Annotated in this window: 22 protein-coding genes; 9 read left to right on the top strand and 13 right to left on the bottom strand. The window is 70.7% G+C overall.

Annotation, left to right across the window (positions count from 1 at the left end; translation table 11 throughout):
* Positions 1-83: 83 nt before the first annotated feature.
* The gene (gene valS, locus ABFX50_RS29180) at positions 84-2,570 is read right to left on the bottom strand and encodes a valine--tRNA ligase (RefSeq protein ID WP_346150682.1); all 2,487 of its coding nucleotides are present in this window, start codon (positions 2,568-2,570) and stop codon (positions 84-86) included.
* A 42-nt stretch (positions 2,571-2,612) separates the two neighbouring features.
* Here valS and ABFX50_RS29185 point away from each other — a divergent pair, with 42 nt between their 5' ends.
* Complete coding sequence (locus ABFX50_RS29185; protein ID WP_183646411.1) at positions 2,613-2,894, top strand: DUF4235 domain-containing protein; 282 nt, start codon at positions 2,613-2,615, stop codon at positions 2,892-2,894.
* Here ABFX50_RS29185 and ABFX50_RS29190 read toward each other — a convergent pair.
* The 3 genes from ABFX50_RS29190 to paaN form a co-directional block, all read right to left on the bottom strand.
* Positions 2,875-4,263, bottom strand: a complete 1,389-nt coding sequence (locus tag ABFX50_RS29190; RefSeq protein ID WP_346150684.1) for an alpha,alpha-trehalose-phosphate synthase (UDP-forming) — start codon at positions 4,261-4,263, stop codon at positions 2,875-2,877. The genes ABFX50_RS29185 and ABFX50_RS29190 overlap by 20 nt on opposite strands.
* Positions 4,264-4,333: 70 nt before the next feature.
* Complete coding sequence (locus ABFX50_RS29195; protein WP_346150686.1) at positions 4,334-5,167, bottom strand: 3-hydroxyacyl-CoA dehydrogenase family protein; 834 nt, start codon at positions 5,165-5,167, stop codon at positions 4,334-4,336.
* Positions 5,168-5,188: 21 nt separating this feature from the next.
* Positions 5,189-6,835: a phenylacetic acid degradation protein PaaN gene (gene paaN, locus ABFX50_RS29200; RefSeq protein ID WP_346150688.1), complete on the bottom strand. Its 1,647-nt coding sequence runs from the start codon at positions 6,833-6,835 to the stop codon at positions 5,189-5,191.
* Between the two features lie 96 nt (positions 6,836-6,931).
* Here paaN and paaI point away from each other — a divergent pair, with 96 nt between their 5' ends.
* Together paaI and ABFX50_RS29210 are read left to right on the top strand one after the other, a co-directional pair.
* Positions 6,932-7,309, top strand: a complete 378-nt coding sequence (gene paaI / locus ABFX50_RS29205; protein ID WP_346150752.1) for a hydroxyphenylacetyl-CoA thioesterase PaaI — start codon at positions 6,932-6,934, stop codon at positions 7,307-7,309.
* Between the two features lie 94 nt (positions 7,310-7,403).
* Positions 7,404-8,000, top strand: a complete 597-nt coding sequence (locus ABFX50_RS29210) for a TetR/AcrR family transcriptional regulator (RefSeq protein ID WP_346150690.1) — start codon at positions 7,404-7,406, stop codon at positions 7,998-8,000.
* A 41-nt stretch (positions 8,001-8,041) separates the two neighbouring features.
* Here ABFX50_RS29210 and ABFX50_RS29215 read toward each other — a convergent pair whose 3' ends face one another.
* The 4 genes from ABFX50_RS29215 to ABFX50_RS29230 all read right to left on the bottom strand — a co-directional run bounded on the left by ABFX50_RS29215 (position 8,042) and on the right by ABFX50_RS29230 (position 11,450).
* A complete protein-coding gene (locus ABFX50_RS29215; RefSeq protein WP_312895500.1) occupies positions 8,042-8,854 on the bottom strand; it encodes a hypothetical protein in 813 nt (270 codons plus the stop codon).
* 51 nt (positions 8,855-8,905) lie between these two features.
* A complete protein-coding gene (locus tag ABFX50_RS29220; RefSeq protein ID WP_090929286.1) occupies positions 8,906-9,205 on the bottom strand; it encodes a DUF4193 domain-containing protein in 300 nt (99 codons plus the stop codon).
* Positions 9,206-9,489: 284 nt separating this feature from the next.
* Positions 9,490-10,728 (bottom strand): sensor histidine kinase, encoded by a 1,239-nt coding sequence (locus tag ABFX50_RS29225; RefSeq protein WP_346150693.1) that lies wholly within the window; start codon positions 10,726-10,728, stop codon positions 9,490-9,492.
* A 68-nt stretch (positions 10,729-10,796) separates the two neighbouring features.
* Positions 10,797-11,450: a response regulator transcription factor gene (locus ABFX50_RS29230; protein WP_183646423.1), complete on the bottom strand. Its 654-nt coding sequence runs from the start codon at positions 11,448-11,450 to the stop codon at positions 10,797-10,799.
* A gap of 231 nt (positions 11,451-11,681) precedes the next feature.
* Between ABFX50_RS29230 and ABFX50_RS29235 the strand changes: the two genes are divergently transcribed.
* Entirely contained in the window at positions 11,682-11,846 is a 165-nt protein-coding gene (locus ABFX50_RS29235; RefSeq protein ID WP_183646425.1) for a hypothetical protein, read from the top strand.
* A 73-nt stretch (positions 11,847-11,919) separates the two neighbouring features.
* Here the strand turns inward: ABFX50_RS29235 and ABFX50_RS29240 are convergent, their stop codons facing one another.
* Entirely contained in the window at positions 11,920-12,723 is an 804-nt protein-coding gene (locus ABFX50_RS29240) for an inositol monophosphatase family protein (protein ID WP_346119184.1), read from the bottom strand.
* Positions 12,720-14,699, bottom strand: coding sequence for a S9 family peptidase (locus ABFX50_RS29245; protein ID WP_346150696.1), 1,980 nt, complete (start codon positions 14,697-14,699; stop codon positions 12,720-12,722). The genes ABFX50_RS29240 and ABFX50_RS29245 overlap by 4 nt, the downstream gene beginning before the upstream one ends.
* Before the next feature lie 39 nt (positions 14,700-14,738).
* Here ABFX50_RS29245 and ABFX50_RS29250 point away from each other — a divergent pair, with 39 nt between their 5' ends.
* On the top strand, positions 14,739-15,686 hold the full coding sequence (locus ABFX50_RS29250) for a ferrochelatase (protein WP_346150698.1): 948 nt from the start codon (positions 14,739-14,741) through the stop codon (positions 15,684-15,686).
* A 68-nt stretch (positions 15,687-15,754) separates the two neighbouring features.
* Here the strand turns inward: ABFX50_RS29250 and ABFX50_RS29255 are convergent, their stop codons facing one another.
* The gene (locus ABFX50_RS29255; RefSeq protein WP_346150700.1) at positions 15,755-16,951 is read right to left on the bottom strand and encodes a lytic transglycosylase domain-containing protein; all 1,197 of its coding nucleotides are present in this window, start codon (positions 16,949-16,951) and stop codon (positions 15,755-15,757) included.
* Between the two features lie 91 nt (positions 16,952-17,042).
* Here ABFX50_RS29255 and ABFX50_RS29260 point away from each other — a divergent pair, with 91 nt between their 5' ends.
* From ABFX50_RS29260 to ABFX50_RS29270, 3 genes are read left to right on the top strand one after another with little or no spacing between them, the layout of a single operon-like run.
* Positions 17,043-18,245 carry an MFS transporter gene (locus ABFX50_RS29260; RefSeq protein WP_346150702.1) on the top strand — a complete coding sequence of 401 codons (1,203 nt, stop codon included), beginning with the start codon at positions 17,043-17,045 and terminating at the stop codon, positions 18,243-18,245.
* Between the two features lie 55 nt (positions 18,246-18,300).
* The gene (locus tag ABFX50_RS29265) at positions 18,301-19,020 is read left to right on the top strand and encodes a polysaccharide deacetylase family protein (RefSeq protein ID WP_346150704.1); all 720 of its coding nucleotides are present in this window, start codon (positions 18,301-18,303) and stop codon (positions 19,018-19,020) included.
* Between the two features lie 43 nt (positions 19,021-19,063).
* The gene (locus tag ABFX50_RS29270; RefSeq protein ID WP_346150706.1) at positions 19,064-20,356 is read left to right on the top strand and encodes a D-arabinono-1,4-lactone oxidase; all 1,293 of its coding nucleotides are present in this window, start codon (positions 19,064-19,066) and stop codon (positions 20,354-20,356) included.
* Here ABFX50_RS29270 and ABFX50_RS29275 read toward each other — a convergent pair.
* Together ABFX50_RS29275 and ABFX50_RS29280 are read right to left on the bottom strand one after the other, a co-directional pair.
* Positions 20,329-21,246 carry an RNA polymerase sigma-70 factor gene (locus tag ABFX50_RS29275; RefSeq protein WP_346150708.1) on the bottom strand — a complete coding sequence of 306 codons (918 nt, stop codon included), beginning with the start codon at positions 21,244-21,246 and terminating at the stop codon, positions 20,329-20,331. The genes ABFX50_RS29270 and ABFX50_RS29275 overlap by 28 nt on opposite strands.
* Before the next feature lie 9 nt (positions 21,247-21,255).
* On the bottom strand, positions 21,256-22,071 hold the full coding sequence (locus ABFX50_RS29280; protein WP_183646449.1) for a hypothetical protein: 816 nt from the start codon (positions 22,069-22,071) through the stop codon (positions 21,256-21,258).
* A 139-nt stretch (positions 22,072-22,210) separates the two neighbouring features.
* Here ABFX50_RS29280 and ABFX50_RS29285 point away from each other — a divergent pair, with 139 nt between their 5' ends.
* A complete protein-coding gene (locus ABFX50_RS29285; protein WP_346150710.1) occupies positions 22,211-23,287 on the top strand; it encodes a S8 family serine peptidase in 1,077 nt (358 codons plus the stop codon).
* Positions 23,288-23,320: the final 33 nt, after the last annotated feature.

Here is a 23,320-nt window from a genome sequence, read left to right on the forward strand (position 1 = left end):
ACGCCGCGCGGCAGAACGCGCGCGGTTATCGCCGTGGACGAAAAGATCGAGTGGGGGTACGACCTGGCCGTACCCCCACGCGATCAGGCCAGCTCGACCGAGACGGTCAGCTCCTCGCCCTGCTCCAGCACGAACTCGTCGACGTTGCCCGACCCGCACAGGTCGTCGGCGCCCTGGCGGATCAGCTCGGCCTGCGGGCCGCGGACGGTCAGCCTGGCGATCTCGGCGCGCATCGACACCTTGGCCTCCGACTTGGCCTTGCGGATCTGCCTCAGCACCTCGGAGACGACCGCGAGCAGCGCGGGGTCGCCCTGCCCCGCCTCCGCCGACGGCCAGGTGGCGCGGTGCACCGAGCCCTCGCGCCACCACGACCACACCTCTTCGGTCACGAACGGCAGGAACGGCGCGAACAGCCGCAGCTGCACGTCGAGGGCGCGCCGCAGCGCCGCGTGGGCCGAGGAGGCGGCCGCGTCGCTGTCGTAGGCGCGGGCCTTGACCAGCTCGAGGTAGTCGTCGCAGAAGGACCAGAAGAAGCGCTCGGCCACCTCCAGCGCCCTGGCGTAGTCGTATCCCTCGAACGCCTCGGTCGCCTCGCGCACCGTCTGCGCCAGCGCCGACAGCATCGACAGGTCGAGCGGCTGGGTGACCTCTCCCTCTCCTTCGGGGAAGCCCAGCACGAACTTCGACGCGTTGAGGATCTTGATCGCCAGGCGGCGGCCGATCTTCATCTGACCGGTGTCGAAGGTGGTGTCGGTGCCGGGCCGGCCGCCCGCGGCCCAGTAGCGGACCGCGTCGGAGCCGTACTCCTCGAGCATCGCCATCGGCGTGGTGGCGTTGCCCTTGGACTTGGACATCTTCTTGCGGTCGGGGTCGAGGATCCAGCCGGAGATCGCCACGTTGCGGAAGGGCAGCGAGTCGAACTCCTGGTGGGCGCGGACCACGGTGGAGAACAGCCAGGTGCGGATGATCTCGTGGGCCTGCGGGCGCAGGTCCATCGGGAAGACGCGGCCGAACAGGTCGGGATCGTCCCTCCAGCCGCCGACGATCTCGGGCGAGAGCGAGGAGGTGGCCCAGGTGTCCATGACGTCGGTGTCGCCGACGAAGCCGCCTGGCACCCCGCGCTGCTGCTCGGTGTAGCCGGGCGGCACGTCGGAGGAGGGGTCGACGGGCAGCATGTCGTCGGTGGGCAGGATGAGCGCCCCTGTGTCGACCTCGTACCAGACGGGGAACGGCACGCCGAAGAAGCGCTGGCGGGAGATCAGCCAGTCGCCCGCCAAGCCCTTGACCCAGTTCTCGTAGCGCACCCGCATGTGGGCGGGGTGCCATTCGAGCTCGGCGCCGCGCTGGAGCAGCCGCTCGCGCAGCTCGGCGTCGCGCCCGCCGTTGCGCAGGTACCACTGCCTGGTGGTGACGATCTCGAGGGGCTTGTCGCCCTTCTCGTAGAACTTCACCGGCCTGGTCACGGGGCGCGGCTCGCCGTCGAGGTCGCCGGACTCGCGCAGCATCTCCACGATCCGCTCGCGGGCGCTGTGGACGGTCTTGCCCGCCAGCTCCTTGTACGGCTCGGGCTCCACCCCCTCGGGCGCGTCGGGCAGCAGCCTGCCGTCCCAGCCCATGACGGGCCTGGCGGGCAGGCCGAGCTCGCGCCACCACGTGACGTCGGTCAGGTCGCCGAAGGTGCAGATCATCGCGATGCCCGAGCCCTTGTCGGGCTCGGCCAGGTGATGGGCCACGACCGGCACCTCGACGCCGAACAGCGGCGTCAGCACGGTGGTGCCGAACAGGCGCTGGTAGCGCTCGTCGTCGGGGTGGGCCACCAGAGCGACGCAGGCGGGGATGAGCTCGGGCCTGGTGGTCTCGATCCAGACCGGGCCGTGGTCGCCGTAGAAGGAGACGCGGTGGAAGGCGCCAGGCCACTCCCTGTCCTCCAGCTCGGCCTGGGCCACGGCGGTGCGGAAGGTGACGTCCCACAGCGTCGGCGCCTCGGCCTGGTAGGCCTCGCCCCTGGCCAGGTTGCGCAGGAAGGCGCGTTGCGAGGTGGCCCGCGAGGCGCCGTCGATGGTGGCGTAGGTCAGTGTCCAGTCGACCGACAGGCCGAGGCGCCGCCACAGCTGCTCGAAGGCCTTCTCGTCCTCGATCGTGAGCCGTTCGCACAGCTCGATGAAGTTGCGCCGCGAGATCGAGATCTGCTGCTTTCCCGGTTTGTCGGGCGGCTCGAAGGCGGGGTCGTACGGCACGGAGGCGTCGCCGCGCACGCCGAAGTGGTTCTGGACCCTGCGTTCTGTCGGCAGTCCGTTATCGTCCCAACCCATCGGGTAGAAGACCTCGCGCCCCCGCATGCGCTGGAAACGGGCGATGGTGTCGGTGTGGGTGTAGGAGAAGACGTGGCCGACGTGGAGCGAGCCGGAGACGGTCGGAGGCGGGGTGTCGATCGAGTAGATCTGCTCGCGCGTCCTCGACCGGTCGAACCGGTAGACGGCGTCGGCTTCCCAGCGCTCTACCCATACCTGCTCCAGGCCGTCGAGAGAGGGTTTCTCGGGCATGGGCGCACGGCGTGATCGCTGAGTCATGCCTCTAAATGGTACGCGTCGAAGACGAATAGGGTTGCACACATGAAGACAGAGGAGAAGCCGGACATCGCCTGGCGCGTGATCGGCGGCCTGGTCGGTCTCGGCACCGCATGGGCGGCCAAGAAGGTGCTCGGGATCGCGTGGGTGAAGATCACGGGCAAGGAGCCGCCCATCGACACCGACTCCGACGAGGTCGGCATGGCCGAGGCGATCGGCTACGCAGTGCTGATGGGCGTGGGCATGCAGGTGGCCCAGATCGTGGTGAACAAGACCGCCAAGAAGCGCTACCTCGCCTGGAAGGCGCTCAAGACTCCAACGCGGTGAGGAACTCGCTGGCCCAGCGGTCCACGTCGTAGGTCGAGACCCGGCGGCGCATCGTGCGCATCCGCCTGGCCACCTCGTGCGGCGTGGCCCGCATGGCCGCGAGCATCGTACGCTTGAGCCCCTCCACGTCGTAGGGGTTGACCAGGTACGACTGCCGCAGCTCGTCGGCGGCCCCGGCGAACTCGCTGAGCACCAGGGCGCCTCGCAGGTCGTTGTGGCAGGCGACGTACTCCTTGGCCACCAGGTTCATGCCGTCGCGCAGCGGTGTCACGACCATCACGTCGGCGGCCAGGTAGAGCGCGGCCAGCTCCTCGCGGTCGTACGACTGGTGGAAGTACTGGATCGGCTGGTGGCCGAGCATCGAGTGCTCGCCGTTGATCCTGCCGACCTGCAGCTCGATGTCGTCGCGGAGCCTGCGGTACTCCTCGACCCGCTCCCTGCTCGGGGTGGCGATCTGGATGAAGACCGCCTCGCTGGCGTTCAGCCTTCCCTCGGCCAGCAGCTCGCCGAAGGCCTCCAGGCGCTGGCCGATCCCCTTGGTGTAGTCGAGCCTGTCGACGCCCAGCAGGACGTGCTCGGGGTCGCCGAGATCGGAGCGGATCTCCTTGGCGCGCTGCACGATGTGCGGCTCGCGTACCAGGTTGTCGAGCTCGGAGAAGTCGACGGAGATCGGGAAGGCCTGCGCGGTGACCGAGCGGCCGTCGCCGGTGTAGACCTCGTTGCCCTTGTAGGACAGTCCGAGCAGTCGGCGGCAGAGCCTGATGAAGTTGGAGGCGCCCCCCGGCCGCTGGAAGCCGACCAGGTCGGCGCCGAGCAGGCCCTCGACCAGCTCCGTGCGCCACGGCAGGCGCCAGAACAGCTCGACGGGCGGGAAGGGGATGTGCAGGAAGAAGCCGATGCGCAGGTCGGGACGGCGCTTGCGGAGCATGGCCGGCACGAGCTGCAGCTGGTAGTCCTGCACCCAGACCACGGCGCCCTCGTCGGCGGCCTCGGCCGCGGCGTCGGCGAAGCGCTCGTTGACCTTGCGGTAGGTGTCCCACATGTGGCGCTCGAAGACCGGCGGGGCGACCACGTCGTGGTAGAGCGGCCAGAGCGTGGCGTTGGAGAAGCCCTCGTAGTAGAGCTGGACCTCCTGCTCCGACAGCGGGACGGGGATGAGGTTCATGCCGTCCTGCTCGAAGGGGCCCAGCTCCTCGTCGGGGGCGCCGTGCCAGCCCAGCCACGCGCCGTGACGGCGCTGCATCACCGGGGCTATGGCGGTGACGAGCCCGCCAGGACTCCTGCGCCAGGAAGCGGTGCCATCCGGTTGCACGCTCCTGTCCACCGGCAAGCGGTTCGCGACGATCAGGAACGAGCTTCGGGCGGCCACCTATGTCCTCCAGGGATGTCGAAAGTCCGTTGTCATTTACCCGTGGAGTGCGCAAACAAACACAAACCGGTCAGCTATCCCAGACGTAGAATCCCTTACCGCTCTTACGGCCCAGCTCTCCCCTCGCGACCATCTCACGCAGCAGGACAGGGGGCTCGAAGCGGGGGCCGAGCCTGGCGTGGAGGTACTCGGCGATGGCCAGCCGCACGTCGAGGCCGACCAGGTCGCCGAGCTTGAGCGGCCCCATGGGGTGGCCGTAGCCGAGGGTCATGGCGGTGTCGATGTCCTCGGCGCCGGCCACGCCCTCCTCCACCATGCGGATGGCCTCGAGACCGACCAGCACGCCCAGGCGGCTGGTGGCGAAGCCGGGCGAGTCGTTGACCACCACCCCCGTCTTGCCCAGCGCCTCGACGTACCTCCTCGCCCTGCCGAGCACCTCGGGCGGGGTGTGCGGGGTGACGACGATCTCGACCAGACGCTGGACGGGGACGGGGTTGAAGAAGTGCAGCCCGATCAGCCGGTGCGGGCCGCGCAGGGCCGCCGACAGCTCAGTGATCGACAGGGAGCTGGTGTTGGTGGCGAGGACGGCCTGCGGCCCCATGCGCGCCTCGGCCTGAGCCAGCACCTCGGCCTTGAGCGCGGGATCCTCGGGCACCGCCTCGATCACCAGCTCCGCGCTCTCCGGCACGGGCCCCAGGCTGAGCCGTCGCAGCGCCTCGTCGGCCCGTACGTCAGGCCGCCTGGCCTCGGCCGTCCTGAGCCCCTTGGCGATGCGCCCCTCCGCCGCCCTCGCCGCCTCCTCGCCGGCCTCCTGCACGCTCACCCAGGCGCCCTCGGCCAGGAAGACCTGGGCGATGCCCGCCCCCATCCGCCCGCCGCCGATCACCGCGACCCGCACGCTCACCGCCTCCTCAGGGCTCGGACGTCAGGCGTGACGGCGCGACTGGACGAGGTGGAAGCGCCCCGCCACGAAGCCGGGATCGGTCAGCGAGGCGGTCGCGGCCGGATTGGCCCCTGTGCCGTGGTAGTCGCTGAAGGCGGCCGACTGGTTGACGAAGACGCCGCCGGTCAGGTTGCACGACAGGTTCACCCCCGCCTCGAGCGCCGCCCTCTCCGCCGACTCCAGCACCTGCTCGGAGGTGGAGTAGACCGAGGCGGTCAGCGCCCCGCGGCCGGCGATCGTCCGCCTGAGCACCTGGAGCGAGTCGTCGGTCGAGGCCGTGGCGACCACGAAGGCGATGGGGCCGAAGTGCTCGCGCCCGTAGACGTCCTCGCGCTCGGCGGGCAGCTCGACGATCACCGGGGTCCGCACCGTCGCGCCGGGGAAGGAGGGATGCGCCACCGCCCTGGACTCGAGCACGACCTCCCCGAGCGAGGGGGCGGCCTCGAGCCGCTCGAGCACGCCCGCGTTGACGATCGCCCCCGTCAGCTCGACCGCCCGCGCGTCGTCGCCCAGCAGCCCGCCGACGGCCGCGGCCAGGTCGGCCGCCACCTCGGAGAAGCTCTTGTGCCCCACGTCGGTCGCGATGCCGTCGGAGGGGATGAGGATGTTCTGCGGCGCGGTGCACATCTGGCCGCTGTAGAGCGACAGCGAGAAGGCGATGTTGCCGAGCATGCCCTTGTAGGCGTCGGTGGAGTCGACGACGATCGTGTTGACCCCCGCCTTCTCGGTGTGCACGAGCGCCTGGGTGGCGTTGCGCTCCAGCCAGTCGCCGTACTCGGTGGAGCCGGTGAAGTCGACGATGCGCACGTCGGGGTGGGTGGCCAGCTGGGTGGCCAGGCCCTGCCCCTCCTCGGCGGCGAGCGTGACGAGATCGGGGTCAAAGCCCGCCTCCGCCAGCACCTCGCGGGCGATGGCGACGGTGATCGCGAGCGGCAGGACGGCGCCCGGGTGCGGCTTGACGACGACGGGGTTGCCCGTGACCAGCGAGGCGAACAGGCCAGGGTAGGCGTTCCAGGTGGGGAAGGTGTTGCAGCCGATCACCAGGCCGACGCCGCGCGGCACGACGGTGAACTTCTTCGACATCACCAGCGGCTCGCCCTTGGCGGGCTTCTCCCAGCGCGCCGAGGGCTGGGCGGCGGTCATGGCGGCCAGGCCGTAGGCGACGGCCTCGAGACCGCGGTCCTGCGCGTGGGGGCCGCCGGCCTGGAAGGCCATGACGAACGCCTGTCCCGTGGTGTGCTGGACGGCGTTGGCGATCTCGAAGCTGCGCTGGTTGATCCGGTGCAGGATCTCCGCGCAGACCAGCGCCCGCGCCTTCGGGCCCGCGTCGCGCCACGCGGGCATGGCCGCCTTGGCCAGCTCCACGAGCTGCTCGGGCGAGGGCTCGGGGTAGGTGATCCCGAGCTCCATGCCGTACGGCGAGCGTTCGGCGCCGATCCAGTGGCCGGTGCCGTGCTGGTCGAGAGGGAAGGGCTTGCCGAGGTAGGACTCGAAGGCCTCCTTGCCCCGTTCGGCCGCGCCCTCGCCGTACACGCGGGGGCTCGGGGACTCGGGGTAGGCGCTCCAGTAGCCGCGTTCGGCGATCGCCTCCATGGCCCTCGACAGCGTCTGTTCGTGCTGGTCGAACATGGTTGTCCCTCCCTTGACAGGACCCGCCGACGATGATGTGTTTACCGAACATTCGGTCAGCTGACAAGGGAGACATCCGTGGAAGGCGCGCGTCGGATGATGGCCGACGACGCGGCCTCGGCCGCGCTGGGCATCGAGCTGACCGAGCTGGCCGAAGGGGCCGCCGACTGCCGCATGACGGTGACCCCTGCGATGATCAACGGCCACGGCCTGTGTCACGGCGGGTACGTCTTCCTCCTGGCCGACACCGCCTTCGCGTGCGCGTGCAACAGCCACGGGCCCGTCACCGTGGCGGCGGGCGCGGAGATCATCTTCGTCTCCCCCGCGAGGGAGGGCGAGGTGCTGACGGCCTCGGCCCGTGAGCGCACCCGCTTCGGGCGCAGCGGCGTCTACGACATCACCGTGCGGGGAGAGGACGGGCGGGTGGTCGCGGAGTTCCGCGGGCGCAGCCGTACCTTGAGGGAGGGTCCATGACGTCACCGGACGAGCTCGCCGCCCTTCGGCTGGAGCGGCCCCGGGTCGGCGGGCACGCAGCAGCGCATGGCGGACCTTCGGGATAATCGACCACATGACCACCACTCCGGCCCGTCAGCGCGGGCGAGGGCACGACTCCGAGTCCGTGCTGCACGCGGCTGTGACGGTCTTCAACGAGCGCGGGTACGACGGCACCAGCATGGAGGACCTCGCCCGCGCGCTCGGCATGACCAAGTCGGCGATCTACTACCACGTTCCCGGCAAGGAGCAGCTGCTGGCGCGGGCACTGGACAGGGCGCTCGACGGACTGTTCAGCATGGTCGACGACAGCATGGCCACCTCGGGCCCCGCCATCGCCAGGCTGGAGTGGGTGGTACGGCGCAGCGTGTCGATCCTCGTGGAGCGCCTGCCGTACGTGACGCTGCTGCTGCGGGTGCGCGGCAACAGCGCCACCGAGCAGCACGCGCTGGAGCGGCGCAGGCAGTTCGACAGGTTCGTCAGCGGCCTGGTGAAGGAGGCGGCGGCCGAGGGGCACGTCAGGCCCGACGTGGACCCCGCGCTCGTGACGCGGCTGCTGTTCGGCGCCGTCAACTCGATCACCGAGTGGTACCAGCCCTCGCGCGGCGGGTCGGCTGAGGATCTCGCCGACGCCATCGTCAAGATCGCCTTCGACGGCCTCCGCACGCGCTGAGTCCGGGGGCGGGCCGGGGGAGGGCCCGCCGCCCGGACACGTCAGCTCTCGAGCTCGGCCGACCCGGCGGGGCGAGGCAGGGCGGGCCGCTTGATGCGCAGGTCCGCGCGGACCGCCTCGCCGAGCTTCTTGGTCGCGGCCCTGTTGAGCATGCCGCCGGCCACCGCGCCGGTCAGGAACGGGCCGAGGGTCGTCAGGTGCCGTCCGAGGGTTCTCATCAGCCTGTTGCGCAGCGCGGTCTTGGTCGCGGCGCCCAGAGCGAGCGTGACTGAGGCGGGCGCCAGCGGATCGATGCCCCGCTGCTTGGACCAGGCGGCGGCGAACGCCACGGCCCGCTGCGTTCCCGTGCCGGGCACGTCGATGCCGTAGACCGCGTGCAGCTCCGCCAGGAGCTTGACCTCGACGGCGGCCACGACGATGGTCTCGGCCACGAGCTGGGCCGGCGCCGACAGCAGCAGGGGCGGGGCGGCGAACTCGGCGGCGGCCAGGGCCCCGCCGATCGCGCCGACCGTCATCGTGGCCTTCTGCGCGGTGCGGACCAGGTCGTCGGCGAGCTGCTCGCCGGTGAGGCCGTGGTGGTGCTCGGAGAGGGTGGCCAGGTCCCTGATCGGAATTCTGGGCGCGATGCTGAGGAAGACGTCAGCCAGCCAGCGGCCCCTGCCCACTCCTGAGGCGCCCGCCTTCCTGCCTCCGTCGGCCAGGGCCTTGGTCAGGCGGCCGAGCAGCCTGCGCCGCTCGCCGCCCTCGAGCTCGTCCGCCTGGACCAGACGTCCGACGAGCTCGCCGACCTCTTCGTTCGGGTCCTTCTCCTCGGCGGAGGCAGCGGGAGACTCTGCGGGTCCAGAGTCGTTCACAAAGTCGTCCCGCTCCTCTTTCTTCGGTGACACGATGCGTTGCCCTCTCCGTCAGGCGGCGCACTCCCTGCAGACCTGCTGACCGTTCCTCTCGGAGGCCAGCTGGCTGCGGTGGTGCACCAGGAAGCACCGTGAACAGGTGAACTCGTCGGCCTGACGAGGAATCACCCTCAGGGACAGCTCCTCGTTCGACAGGTCCGCGCCGGGCAGCTCGAGCGACTCGGCGAGGTCGGTCTCGTCGATGTCGATGCTGCCGGATGACTTGTCCGTGCGCCGCGCCTGGAGTTCCTGGAGGCTGTCCTCCCCCAGGTCGTCATCGGTCTTGCGCGGGCTGTCGTAGTCGGTAGCCATGGTGCTCGCTCCATCCCCCTCATCTATGGTTTCGCGCTCGTCGCGCGTGTCTAACGTCCGAGAGGCCCATCTTGTGCCCGATTCCTTCAGGGAGATTTGTGCATCGGTACCCCGCGGGAACGGCCACTGAACCTCCCTACACGAAGGGCGTGCTGCCAACGGCCCGTGGTTAGCCAAATATGGCGAAACACACAGCATTGGCGGCATGCACCACCGTGTTCGACGGCACATCCAACCACATGTACGGCGTGAACGAGACTCCCCCGTCAGATCAACACGCCGGACTACCGCCCAGGGAGTCGAATGGTCACGACAAGTCCACCGCCGTCGCGCGGCACCGCGGCCACGTTTCCGCCGTGCGCCTGCACGACCGCGCGGACGATGGACAGGCCGAGCCCAGATCCCTTCGCCGAGTCCACGCGGTCGGCGTGGAGCCGCCTGAAGGGCTCGAACAGGCTGTTCACCTCGTACGCCGGGACATGCTGTCCCGTGTTGGCCACCTGAACAACCAGTGCCCCGTCCGCCATTCCCGTGCGGATCCACACTTTTCCGTTTTCTTGCACGTTGTACTTGACGGCGTTCTCCAGCAGGTTGCTGATGGAGCGCTCCAGCAGCACGGGGTCCCCCACCGTGGGCGCCGCCGACAGGTCGGTGGTGACGGTCACGCCGCTCTCGGCGGCGAAGGGCGCCAGCTGCTCCACGGCGGTCTGCGCGACCTCCCTGACGTCCACGGGCTTGCGCACGGCGAGCTCGCGCTCGCTGCGCGCCAGCAGCAGCAGGCCCTCGATCAGCTTCTCGTTGCGCGCGTTGACCTCGAGGAGGGTACGGCCGAGCGCCTTCAGATCCTCGGACGCCTCAGGGTCGGACAGGGCGATCTCCAGGACCGTCCTGTTGATGGTGAGCGGCGTGCGCAGCTCGTGCGAGGCGTTGGCGACGAACCTGCGCTGGGTGTCGAAGGCGACGTTGAGCCTGGTCAGCATGGCGTCGAAGGTGTCGGCCAGCTCCTTGAGCTCGTCCTGGGGCCCCTTGAGGTCGATGCGCTGGTGGGCCAGGTTGCTCTCGGAGAGCTTCTTCGCCGTCGCGGTCATCTGCGCGACGGGGCGCAGCGCCCTGTCGGCCACGAAGTAGCCGAGGATCAGCGCCAGGATCCCGACCCCGATCAGCACCATCACCGACTGCCTGACGAGGTACTCCAGCACCGCGTTGGTGTTGTTGTTGGCCAGCAGCTCCGACTGCTCGTTGAGCCAGTCGGCCAGCGACGGCGGCGAGCCCGCGGGCAGCCTCAGCGTGAAGGAGAGGCTGTCGAGCACCGACCTGACGATCAGGTGCATCGCCACCAGGAGCACGGCGCCCGCCATGAAGAACAGCGCCCCGTAGGTGAGGGTGAGCCGCCACCTGATGCTCACCCTGTCGCGCATCGCCCTGATCCGCTCGCCGAGCGTGTCCTCGCCGACGGCCTGGACGGGAGGCAGCCCGCCCCAGCCTCCCCCTGCGTCCGGTTCTTCCTTCCTCGCCCTCGTCATGCTGGTCCGCTCCGAGTGAGGGCTGATCATCGGATGGGTCGGCACGGCCGGGCGATCCGGCTTCTCGCTCACAACTTGTATCCCACTCCCGGAACGGTCTCGATCACCTGCGGCTCGCCCAGCTTCTTGCGCAGCGTCATCATGGTGACGCGCACGACGTTGGTGAACGGGTCGATGTTCTCGTCCCACGCCTTGTCCAGCAGGTCCTCCTGGCTGACCACGGCGCCGTCGGCGCGCAGCAGCTCCTCGAGGACCGCGAACTCCTTCTTGGTCAGCACGATCTCCTTGCCGTCGCGCTCCACCAGCCGCTTGCCTGGGTCGAGCCGCACGCCCGCCCTCTCCAGCACGGGCGGCAGCGCGGGGGCCGACCTGCGGCCCAGCGCCCGCACCCTGGCGACCAGCTCGATGAAGACGAACGGCTTGGCCAGGTAGTCGTCGGCGCCGAGGCCGAGGCCCTCGACCTTGTCGTCGACGTCGCCCGCGGCCGTCAGCATGAGGATGCGCGAGGCGCTGCGCTCGGAGACCAGCCTGCGCGCCACCTCGTCGCCGTGCACCACGGGCAGGTCCCTGTCCAGCACGATCACGTCGTAGTCGATGTAGGAGGTCTTCTCCAGCGCCGTTCCGCCGTCGTAGGCGACGTCCACGGCCATGGCCTCGCGGCGCAGCCCAGTCGCGATCGCGTCCGCGAGCACCCGCTCGTCCTCAACCACAAGCACCCGCACGGCCCCTGGCACCTCTCCCCATCTCTGGATCCGGCCCTCATTTTGACCACATCCCCGATAAACGCACGGTAAGCCATCGACGAAGCGGCCGTGACGCAGGGCACACGAAGCCGGAGGTTTCGGATCGGCGCCGTTGTGGGTAGACCCGCGGGACACCCATCGCCGCGTGCCCGGAACCCCTGTGACCGCACGCTCGGCGCCCCCCGTGATGTTGCTGAGAGAGAAGGTGAGATGGGCGAGTTCACGACCACGATCGAACGCCGCCTCTGCCAGGCCAAGAGGGGTCTCGACGAGGCGAGGTCCGTCGGCGACGACTACCTCGCCGACACCCTCACCGCCGAGATCGAGGACCTGCGCCGCCTGGCAGACGAGCACGGCGTCCTCCTGCCGCGCTGAACCGCACGCCTGAGAGAACGGCCGGGGCCCCCGGGGGCTCCGGCCGTTCTCCGCGTGGCTCAGGGGCTGGCGCTCACGAGTCGCGCTCGGGGCCGAGGGGCACCAGCAGGTCGTGCAGCTCCTCGAACAGTCCCTGCGCCGCGCACAGCGTGAACTCGCTGCTGGGCCCCTTGCCGTTGAGCCCGCCGAGCCTGGCCCCCGCCTCGCGGGCGATCAGGCCCGCGGCGGCGTAGTCCCAGTAGTTGATCCCGCGCTCGTAGTAGGCGTCCACCCTGCCCGCCGCCACCGAGCACAGGTCGATGGCGCACGAGCCGCCCCTTCTGATGTCGCGCACCGCCGGCAGCACGGCGGAGACGACCGAGCCCTGCACCGCGCGCCGCGTCGCGTCGTAGCCGAAGCCGGTGGCCACGAGGGCCTGGCCCAGCGGCACGCCGCTGTTGCAGCGCAGCCGCGAGAGCGCGAGGCCGTCCTTGTGCAGGACGGCGCCGCCGCCCAGGGAGGCGCTGAACAACTCCCCTCGCGGCGCCACGTTGACCACTCCCGCGACGATCTCGCCGTCGACCTCGACGGCGATGGAGACCGCCCACTCGGGCAGGCCGTACAGGAAGTTGACCGTGCCGTCGATGGGGTCGACCACCCAGCGCACCCCCGAGGTCCCGGGGGTGTCGCCGCCTTCCTCGCCGAGGATCATGTCATCCGGCCTGGCCTGCCTGACGCGGGCGCGGATGAGCTCCTCCGAGGCGCGGTCGAGCGCGGTGACCACGTCCGTGGGGCTGGACTTGGTCTGCACGACCTCGGGGTTGGAGGGCCGCTTGGCCAGGAGCATGTCCCCCGCCTCGCGGGCGATGTCCTCGGCGAGGGTGAGGAAGTCCGTCACGCCACCGACTCCGGCCGCTTCCACTCCTGGCCGAGCACGTGCTGGGCCAGGAAGGCCAGGACCGTCTCGTACCAGGCGACGGCGTTGCCTGGCTTGAGCACCCAGTGGTTCTCGTCGGGGAAGTAGAGGAACTTGGAGTCGACGTTGCTGCGCTGCAGGTCCCACCACAGGCGCAGGCCCTCGCCGATCGGCACCCGGTAGTCCTTGTCGCCGTGGATGACCAGCATCGGGGTGGTGATCTTGTCGAGGGCGGCGTGCGGCGAGAGCCTGGTGTAGCGCTCCGAGCCCGGCACGCCGAACTCCCGCTGCCAGTACATCGACGCGTCGGTGGTGCCGGCGAACTGGTCGAGGTTCCACAGCGAGGCGTGGGTGACGATCGCCTGGTAGCGGTCGGAGTGGCCGGCCACCCAGTTGGCCATGTAGCCGCCGAAGGAGCCGCCCATCGCGGCCAGCCGCGTGTCGTCCACCTCGGGCAGCTTCAGGGTCTGGTCGACGATGGCGTCGAGGTCGGCCAGCGTGCGGGGGCCCCAGTCGCCCCAGCCTCGGTCGATCATGTGCTGGCCGTACCCGGTGGACATCGCGGGGTCGGGCAGCAGGACCGCGTAGCCGTTCTCCGCCATGATCCACGGGTTCCAGCGCCAGGACCAGTCGTTCCACGAGGAGACGGGACCGCCGTGGATCCACAGCAGGAAGGGCGCGGGGTTCTCGGCCGAGGCGTCCTTCGGCAGCACCAGCCAGCCGCGGATCTCCTGCCCGTCGTCGGCCAGCGCCGAGATCTCCGTGAGCGTGCCCGGCAGCTCCAGCGCGGGCCCGGGAGAGGGCAGTTCGACGACCTCGCCGGTGGCCACGTCGATCCTGGCCGGGGTGGCGGGGGCGTGGTAACCGCTGCGCAGCGCGTAGACGAAGCGGCCGTCGGGCGAGGCGTTGAGCGCGAGGTAGGCGGCGTCGTCGGTGGTGAGCCTGTCGAAGGCGCCGTCGAGGGACACCCGGAAGACGGGGCGGCGGCCCTGGTGGTCGGCCGCGAGGTAGACGGCGCTCGAGTCGGGCGCCCACGCGAGGTCCATGGGGAACAGGTCGTCGGCGTAGGCCCTGCCCTCGCCGGTGGCCAGCTCGCCGATCCACAGCTCCGAGCGGGCCGAGAGGTCGAGCGCGGTGTGGCGGCTGCGCGAGCAGGCCACGCGGGCGCCGTCGGGCGAGATCCGCAGCGGCCCCTCGAAGTCGTGGTCGGCGGCGGCGAAGAGCGTGCGCCGCTCGCCGGTGGCCACGTCGATGGCGACGATTTCGGTGCGCTGCCGGCCCGCGCCGAGCGGCACCGTCCACGTGGTGACCACGGTGGCGCCGTCGGGGGTGAGCGCGAAGTCCAGGTGGTCGTCGAGGTGACTGCCCGAGTCAGGGGTCAGGTCACGGACGTCCTCCAGCCGGTCGGCGCCCAGCCTGGCCGCGAACAGGCGGGTACGGCCCGGCCCGAGGTCGTGGTCCCAGTAGCGGACCGGGTAACCCTCGTGCAGGATCGCGCTGATGCCCGCGTCCTTGCGGGCCTTGCGCCGCTCCTCGTCGGTGGCCTCGTCGCCGGGCAGCACGTCGGAGGCGAACACGACGACGTCGCCTGCCGTCCTCGCCGCGCCGATGCCGCCGGGGCGGGTGGCGACCTGCCGCGCCTCGCCGCCGCCGCGCGGCAGCAACCAGAGCGCGGGCACCTCCTCGTCGGAGTCCTTGACCGTGGGGTCGGGACGGCGGGAGGTGAACAGCACGTCACCCGCCGCGGTGAACTCGGTGCCCGTCTCTCCCTTGGCGCTCCTCGTCAGCCGATACGGCTCGGCGTCCAGCGGCAGCGACCACAGCGCGGTGCCGTAGGACTTGCCGTCGGGATTGAGCGACTGAACGGCGCTGACGAGCCGGGATCCGTCCGGCGACAGCTTCAGCGAAAGGACTCGAGGGATGGCCACATAGTCACGAATATCCTTGAATGCGCTCACGTCCCGAACCTACATGCTGACCCCCATAGGCTTACCAGCGTGGGGAACTACGACGCACTGCTGCTGCTGTCCTTCGGCGGTCCCGAGGGGCCCGACGACGTGATGCCGTTCCTGGAGAACGTCGTGCGGGGCAGAGGGGTGCCACGCGAGCGGCTGCTCGAGGTGGCCGAGCACTACCAGTCCTTCGGCGGGGTCAGCCCGATCAACGGGCAGAACCGCGACCTGATCGAGGCGCTGCGGCCCGAGCTGGACGTGCCGATCTACTGGGGCAACCGCAACTGGCAGCCCTTCGGCGAGGACACCGTGCGCCGGATGAAGGCCGACGGCGTCAGGAAGGCGGCGGTCTTCGCCACCTCCGCCTTCGCCGGGTACTCCAGCTGCCGCCAGTACTACGAGGACATCGCGCGCATCTCCGTCGAGGGCGGGCCCGAGCTGGTCAAGATGCGGCACTTCGGCGACCATCCTGGCTTCGTCGCCGCGATGGCCGACCACACCAGGCAGGCGCTCGACAGGCTGGGCCGCGACGACGCCAGGCTGGTGTTCACCGCGCACAGCATCCCGGTGTCGATGGCCGAGACGGCGGGCCCGTCCGGCGGGCTCTACGAGGCGCAGCTGCGCAGGTCGGCCGAGCTGGTCAGCAGGGCGCTCGGCCGCGACCAGCCGTGGGAGCTGGTCTGGCAGTCGCGCAGCGGCCCTCCCCAGGTGCCGTGGCTGGAGCCCGACGTGCTCGACCACCTCAGGAAGACCAGCGCTCCCGCGGTGGTGCTGGTGCCGATCGGGTTCGTCTCCGACCACATGGAGGTCGTCTTCGACCTCGACGTGGAGGCCAGGCAGCTGGCCGCCGAGCTGGGCCTGCCGCTGGAGCGGGCGGCCACGGCGGGCACGCACCCGGCCTTCGTCCGGATGGTGGGCGAGCTGATGGCCGAGCCCGAGCCGGTGCCGTGCGCCCTGACCTGCTGCCCCGCGCCCGTGCGGCGCCAGGCGTAGGGACCGGGCGCTGGGACCGGGCGCAGGGACCGGGCGCAGGGACCGGGCGCAGGGACCGGGCGCAGGGGTCAGGCGTAGGTGCGGGCGTAGGCCTCCGAGAGCCCGAGGACCTTGTTCACGTACGCCCACGAGTGGTTGTAGAACCACACGGCCTTGCGCAGCTTCTGCCCGCCCTGGCCCGCGCCGTTGGCGCACAGGTAGTTGGCGGCGCCCGGCACGGCGTCGTAGGGACTCCAGATGTCCTTGATGCCGTCGCCGTCGCCGTCCACGCCGTAGGCCTTCCAGGTGGCGGGCATGAACTGCATGGGGCCGAGCGCGCCCGCGCTCGAAGGGCCGTTGTTGCGCCCGTGCGAGCTCTCCACCTGCCCGATCGCGGCCAGCACCGTCCATGACAGGCCGGGGCAGCGGGTGGCGGCGGCCTTGTACAGCTCCAGGTAGCTGCCCTGCCGTACGACCTGCTTGTCGGCCTGCGGGCTTCCCGCCTGCTGGTTGCCCGCCTGCTGCTGTCCCGCCACGGGCTGCGGGGCGACGGCGCCGGCGCCGACCGGAAGCACCTGGACCTGTTTGCCCAGCAGCTTGCGCACGGCCGCCTCGCGGATCTTGCCCTCCTTGCCGTGCAGGAGCACGGCGACGCCCTGCATCAGGCCGAGCGAGCGGCCGACCTCGGCGCTGACGATGCCGTCCACGCCGGGCAGCCCGAGTGTGGCCGAGGCCGCCACCCGCAGCCTGGGCCCGCCGTCGACCTGGTAGGAGGCGCCGAGCGCCATGCCGAACCTGCGCACGGCGGTGGTGTCGGCGACCAGCTCGCCCCTGGCCAGCGCGCTCCACACCTCGGGCTGGTCGGCGACCGCCTGCGGCGTCCAGGAGCGGTACTCCGCCGGCTCGACCGCCAGCAGGTTCACCGCCGTGCCCGCCACCTTGACCGAGCCCGCGTCGACCACGATGACCTTCTGCACGTGCTTGAGCCGCGACAGCGCGTAGCGGGTCTTCTTCGGCACCGTGGCAGGGGCGATGGCCAGCAGGCGCGGCGGGGTGACCGTGACCCCCGGGCCGCCCTGCCCGAACCGCCGCACCGGCTCGATCGTCTCCAGCCGGGGGGTCTCGTCCTTGAGCTCGACGGTGGGCGCGGAGGCGGAGGCGGAGGTGGAGCGGGAGGTGGCGGTCTTCTCCTCGTTCAGCACGAGAGCGAACGCGCCCGCCGCACCCACCGACACCACGACGGCCGTGACGATCAGGAACCCGCGGACAGAGGGAAGAGCAGACACTCGGCACACGTTAGACGATCGCGCGGAAAATCACTTGCTGTCCGGACAGACGGTGCGTAAAGGTTGGGCGCTTGAAGAGTGGGGAGACGCAGTGGTAGGGCCGTACCGAGGGCTGTTCGACACGCCCGGGGCTAAGGGATTCGTCGTCGCGGGATTCATCGGCAGGATGCCGATGTCCATGCTGGGCATCGGGATCATCCTCCTCATCTCGATGATCACCGGCTCGTACGCCACGGCAGGCGCGGTCGCCGCCACCACGAACGTCTCCTACGCCGTCGCCGCCCCGCTGTCGGGCCGCCTGGTCGACAGGTTCGGGCAGGCCAGGGTCGTCACGCCGCTCGCCCTCGTCAACGGCGCCGCGCTGGTCGCGCTCATGCTGTGCGCGCTGTGGGGCCTGCCGCACTGGACCCTCTACGCCACCGGCTTCGTCGTGGGCGCCACCTCCGTCTCGCTCGGCTCGATGGTGCGCGCCCGCTGGTCGAACCTGCTGGGCGGCTCGGCCAAGCTGCACACCGCCTTCGCCTTCGAGTCGGTGGCCGACGAGGTCATCTTCGTCACGGGGCCCGCGATGGTGACGGTGCTGGCGACGGCCATCAACCCGTACGCGGGGCTGATCGCGGCGCTGGTGTTCATGCTGGGCGGCTCGCTGGTCTTCGCGATGCAGCGCGGCACCGAACCTCCCATCACCGGCGTACGGCACGCCGGCGGCAGCCCGATCACCATCCCCGCCATCGCCCTGCTGTCGTGCGTCTACCTCGCGCTCGGCGCGGTCTTCGGCTCCGTCGACCTGATCACCGTCGCCTTCGCGGAGGAGCAGGGCGTCAAGGGCGCCGCGGGCTTCCTGCTCGCGGCCTTCGCCGGCGGCTCGATGGTGTCGGGCCTGTGGTTCGGCTCGCGCGCGTGGCAGCTCTCCCTGCGCACCAGGTTCGTCAGGGCGATCATCGTGTTCGCGGTGGGGCTGCTGCCGATCGCCTTCATCGGCAGCGCGCCCGTCATGGCGATCGGCCTGTTCGTCGCGGGGCTGGCGATCTCGCCGACCCTCATCACCGGCTTCTCGCTCACCGAGCGCCTGGTACCCCCGTCCCTGCTCACCGAGGGCATGGCGTGGATCTCCACCTCCATCGGGTTCGGCGTGGCGGTCGGCGCGTGGGCGGGCGGACGGCTCACCGAGGCGTTCGGCGCCTCCAACGCCTACGGCTTCTCGCTCGCGTGCGCGCTGCTGGCGGCGATCGTGGGCATCGGAGGTTCGGGTTTGCTGAGACTTCCCGAGGCTCCTTCACCCGCCAAAGGGTGATCCGCTACGGTCGGGAGATCCCCTCAGACACACCCTCCACACAGGAAAGTCTGTTATGTCCCGACATTTTGCTTCACTTCTGGCTATTGCGGTTGTTGCTATCACTCTGACCCCAGGGGCCGCGTCCGCCGCTCCGAAGGAGAAGGAGGTCGACTGCACGCAGGTCAAGTGCATCGCCCTGACCTTCGACGACGGGCCGGGCAAGTACGCGGGCGAGCTGCTCGACACACTGAAGAAGCACAACGCCAAGGCGACCTTCTTCCTCGAGGGTCAGTACGTGAAGTCGCGCCCCGCCTTCGCCAAGCGCATGGCGGTCGAGGGGCACGAGCTCGGCAACCACAGCTACAGCCACCCGAACTTCACCACGATCGGTCCGGCGGCCATCCGGAGCGAGATCCAGAAGACGCAGGACATCGTCAAGCAGGTCACGGGCGTCGAGCCCAAGCTGCTACGCCCGCCGTACGGCATGGCCGACCTCCAGGTCTCCGACATCGCCGCGGAGTTCGGGATGCCGATGATCCTGTGGACGGGCGGGTCGCGCGACTGGGAGTCCAAGAACGAGGAGGCCATCAAGAAGCAGACGCTCGCGGTGGCCAAGCAGGGCAGCATCGTCCTCATGCACGACTGGGTGAAGCAGACGGTGGACTCGATGCCCTCGCTCATCAAGACGCTGCAGAACAAGGGCTACCATCTGGTGACCGTCTCCGAGCTGATCAAGGACCAGAAGCTCGAGCCCGGCGACATCTTCCCCGTTCCCGAAGGCTGGGAGAAGTGAGTATCGTTCGCGTTTAACCGAACGTCATTCGCAGGAGGGGTGCATGGCCTTCACGAACTGGGCCCGTAACCAGTCGGGCACCCCTGCAGAGACACGCACCCCGTCCTCGGTGGAGGACGTGGCGCTGGCCGTACGGGAGGCCACAGAGAGCGGGCGCCGCGTCCGCATGGTCGGCACGGGTCACTCCTTCACGGGGGTGGCCCTCACCGACGGGATCATGCTGCGCCCCCACGGCCTGACCGGCATCCGCTCCATCACCAAGGACAACGGCTCCAGCTCGGTCTGCGTGCTGGCAGGCACCCCGCTCAGCGTGCTCAACGAGGAGCTCGACAGGCGCGGCCTGGCCCTGGCCAACATGGGCGACATCACCGCGCAGACCGTCGCCGGCGCGATCCAGACCGGCACGCACGGCACGGGGCGCGACACAGGCGGCCTGGCCGACCAGGTGCTCAAGCTGGAGATGGTGCTCGCCGACGGCTCGGTCGTGACCGCCGCGCCCGGCGAGGACCTGTTCGACGCGGCCAGGGTCGGGCTCGGCGCGCTGGGCGTGCTGACGGCCGTCACGCTGCGGGTGGAGCCCTCCTTCCTGCTGCACAACAGGCGCCAGGCGATGCCGCTGAGCGAGATCCTCGACAGGCTCGACGCGATGACCTCGGCCAACGAGCACCTCGACTTCTTCTGGCTGCCGCACACCGACGCCTGCCTGGTCAAGTCCAACAACCGGCATCCGGGCCCGGCCAGGCCGCCGGCCGCGCTGAAGCACTGGCTCGACAACGTCTTCCTGGAGAACACCCTGTTCGGGGCGTTGTGCGGGGTGGGCGGCCGCTTCCCCGCCGCCATTCCCCGGCTGAACGCCGTCTCCGCGGCCTTCCTCGGCGACTCGGAGTCGGTGAACACCTCCTACAAGATCTTCACCTCGGTCCGTGACGTGCGCTTCCTCGAGATGGAGTACGCCGTCCCCCGCGAGCGTCTCGGCCAGGCGCTGAGGGAGACCCGCGACCTCGTCGAGCGCATGGACTGGAAGATCACCTTCCCCATCGAGGTGCGGGTGACGCCGCCGAGCGAGGCGTGGCTGTCGACCGCGTACGGCAGGCCGTCGGCCTACATCGCCTGCCACGTCTACCGGCCGACCCCGAACCCCGCCTACTTCGAGGGCGTCGAGGAGATCATGACCCGCCTGGACGGGCGTCCTCACTGGGGCAAGCTCCACACCCGCGACGCCGCCTACCTGGGCAAGGTCTATCCGCGTTTCGCCGACTTCGTGTCGCTGCGCGACAGGCTCGATCCCGCGAGGCTGTTCGCCAACCCCTATCTGGACACCGTGCTCGGCCCCTGAGAGCGCAGCCGCGCGCTCATGTGGACGAGCTTGTCGGGGTTGACGACCGTCCTGACCGTGCTGACCAGGCCGTCGGTGATCTCCAGCACCATAACGCCGAGCAGGCGGCCCTCGGCCACGCCGTACAGGGCGGGCTGGCCGTTGACCTCACCGATGGCGACGCCGATCTCGGCCGCGCCGTTCTCCACCCACGAGCCCAGGTAGCGGGCGACCTTGGCCGCGCCCACGATGACGCGGCGGGCGGCGGTGGACTTGCCGCCGCCGTCGGCCCATGCCGCCACGTCGGCGGCCAGCAGCGACTCCAGGCTCCGTAGGTCGCCGACCGCCGCGGCGCGCAGGAAGCGTTCGGCGATGGCGCGGCCCTCCGCGCGGGTGGCGCGGAAGCGCGGACGGCCCTCGGCGACCCGTTCCCTGGCGCGATGGTAGAGCTGCTGCGCGCCGGCCTCGGAGATCTCCAGGACGGCGGCGATCTCACGATGGCTGTGGCCGAAGGCCTCCCTCAGCACGAACGCCGCCCGCTCGGCGGGGGTGAGGCGTTCGAGGAGCAGCAGCATCGCCATGGAGACGGCCTCCCGCTGCTCGGCGCTCTCCATCGGCCCGAGCCGCGCGCCCTCGGTCATGACGGGCTCGGGCAGCCACGGACCCACGTAGGCCTCGCGCCTGACCCTGGCTGAGGCCATGCGGTTGTGGCACAGGTTCGTGACGACCCTGGTCAGCCAGGCCGCAGGGGTCTCGATCGCGGCCCTGTCGGCGGCGTGCCATCGCAGGTAGGCGTCCTGCACCGCGTCCTCGGCCTCGGCGGCCGAGCCGAGGAGCCGGTAGGCCAGCGAGAACAGGCGCGGCCTGAAGCTCTCGAACTCCTCTGCCTCACGTGCGCTCACCTTCGGCATCCTACGAAGTCAGGGAGCTTCGGGGACGCTCTCGAGCCGGTCCTGCGCGGGAGCGCTCTGATCGGGGTCGGGGCCCCTGTCGCCCTGGTCCTGCGTGGGCTCCTCGCTCCCCGTGGGCTCCTCGCCCGGAGCGCTCTCGCCAGGAGTGGGGGTCGCCGTGGGCTCCTCGGTGGTCGGCGCCGGTGTCGGCGTGCCGCTGGGCGTCGGTGTCGGCGTTGGCGTGGAGGTGGGGGTGGGAGTGGGCGTCTGGCTCGGCGCCTCTGGACTCTTCGACGTGGGCGGCGCGACGGGCGCGTCGTCCTCCCGCTCGTTCTGGGGCGCCCTGTGGTGCTCGACCGCCGGCACGTCGCGCGCGCCCCTCGTCTGCTCGTCCACCCGTGAACCCGACACGCCCTGGTAGGCGAGGATCACGCCGGTGCTGATCGTGAAGACGAGGGCGGCCGCCGCCAGCAGCCGCGCCCACGGGATCCGCCTGCGCCGCTCGATTGGGGCCATCACCAGCGTGTCGGAGTGGGGCTCGTCCGGGCGGACGGTGGCCTGCACGGCCGTGGCCAGCTCGCCCTCACCGTCCACGTGGATCGGCGCCGTGTCCTCCCTGTCCTTCCACGCGATCACCGTGTGCTGCTTGATCTGCTCGTTGGCCCGCTTCAGGTAGTGCGTGTACACCGCGCCGCCGATGGTGCTGGCGATGCTCGCCACCGCCGCTCCCACGAACGTCCCCGCCACCCCGAGGTACGACGCCGCCACCGCCGCGGTCACCGCGGCCAGTGCTCCCCCTGCGATCTGCGGCACGCTCAGCTCGAACCTGGGCTGCTCGCCGCTCATCCCCCGGATCAGTCCCCTCTTGTCACGCGTTCGGTAAAGAGCTTTCTCGTAATAGACGCGGCGGCGTGTCTTGTTGTTCCTGTGACCTGCGTGACAGGCAGATTCGACAGCCGTGCCCCGCCGATTCGGTCTCCCTTCCGTGTACGCCGCCGCGGCCCTGGCGACGGCCGTGACGACAGCGGCTCCCGTGGTGGCCTCCGTCATCGCCCCCGCCGCCTCCGCGCCCGTCTCCGACCTGCCCGCGCGCCCCTATCTCGTGACCGCCGCGGGCAGGGCCGAGGCCCGCGCCCTGCTGACCGACGGTCACCTGCGCGTGCGCCGCTACTACACCTCGGCCCTGCCCGGGTTCGCGACCTGGCTGACCGACCACGAGGCGGCGGCCCTGCGCGCCGACGCGAGGGTGCGATCGGTGGAGCCCGACCGCGAGGTCCGCGCGCTCGGCCTGCCCCCGCTGGGCGAGCCGTCCAGGCCCTCGCTCGCCGGCGAAGGCGTCACCGTCTACGTCCTCGACACCGGCGTGGACGTCACCCGCAAGCAGTTCGGCGACAGGGCGTGGCGCGCCTTCGACGCCACCGGCCCCCGCGTGCGCGCCTCCGACGCCGCCGCCGATCACGGACAGAGCCCGGACGCCGGCCATCACGGGCAGGGCTCCACCACCGGAGGTGACGGGCATCGCCCGGACACCACCGGCGGTCGCGGGCGGGGCTCCGCCACCGGGGGTCACGGGCAGGGCTCGGACGTCACCGGCGGTCGTGAGCGCGCTCCCGGCGTCGCCGGCTCTCGCGAGCGGGCCTGCGGCCGTCACGGCACGAGGGCCGCCGCGCTCGTCGCGGGCAGGAGGTACGGCGTGGCGCCCGGCGCGCGCGTCGCCTCGGTCAAGGTGCTCGGCTGCGACGGCTCGGGGCCGCTGTCCGACGTGGTCGCGGGGCTCGACTGGGTGCGAGGCCACGCGAGACGTCCCGCCGTGGCCGTCCTGGCCGTCTCCGCCGGGGACTCCCCCGCCGTCGAGGCCGCCACGCGCCGCCTGCTCAGGTCCGGCGTGCTCGTCGTGACCTCTCCCCTCGCGGCCGGTACGGTGGCCCGCCACCTGGAGTCCCATCCGGCCCCGGCCCCATCGACTCTCGCGTCTTGGCTGAAGTCCACAACGACGCACGACGCGATTCGCCAGAATCCGTCGAGGACACCTAACCTCCTGCTGCACGGTGGCGGGCTGTAATTCCGGATGGAATCGACAAATGTGACCGGCGTC

Origin of the sequence: Nonomuraea recticatena (assembly GCF_039533245.1) — a bacterium.
Taxonomy (GTDB): Bacteria; Actinomycetota; Actinomycetes; order Streptosporangiales; family Streptosporangiaceae; genus Nonomuraea; species Nonomuraea roseola.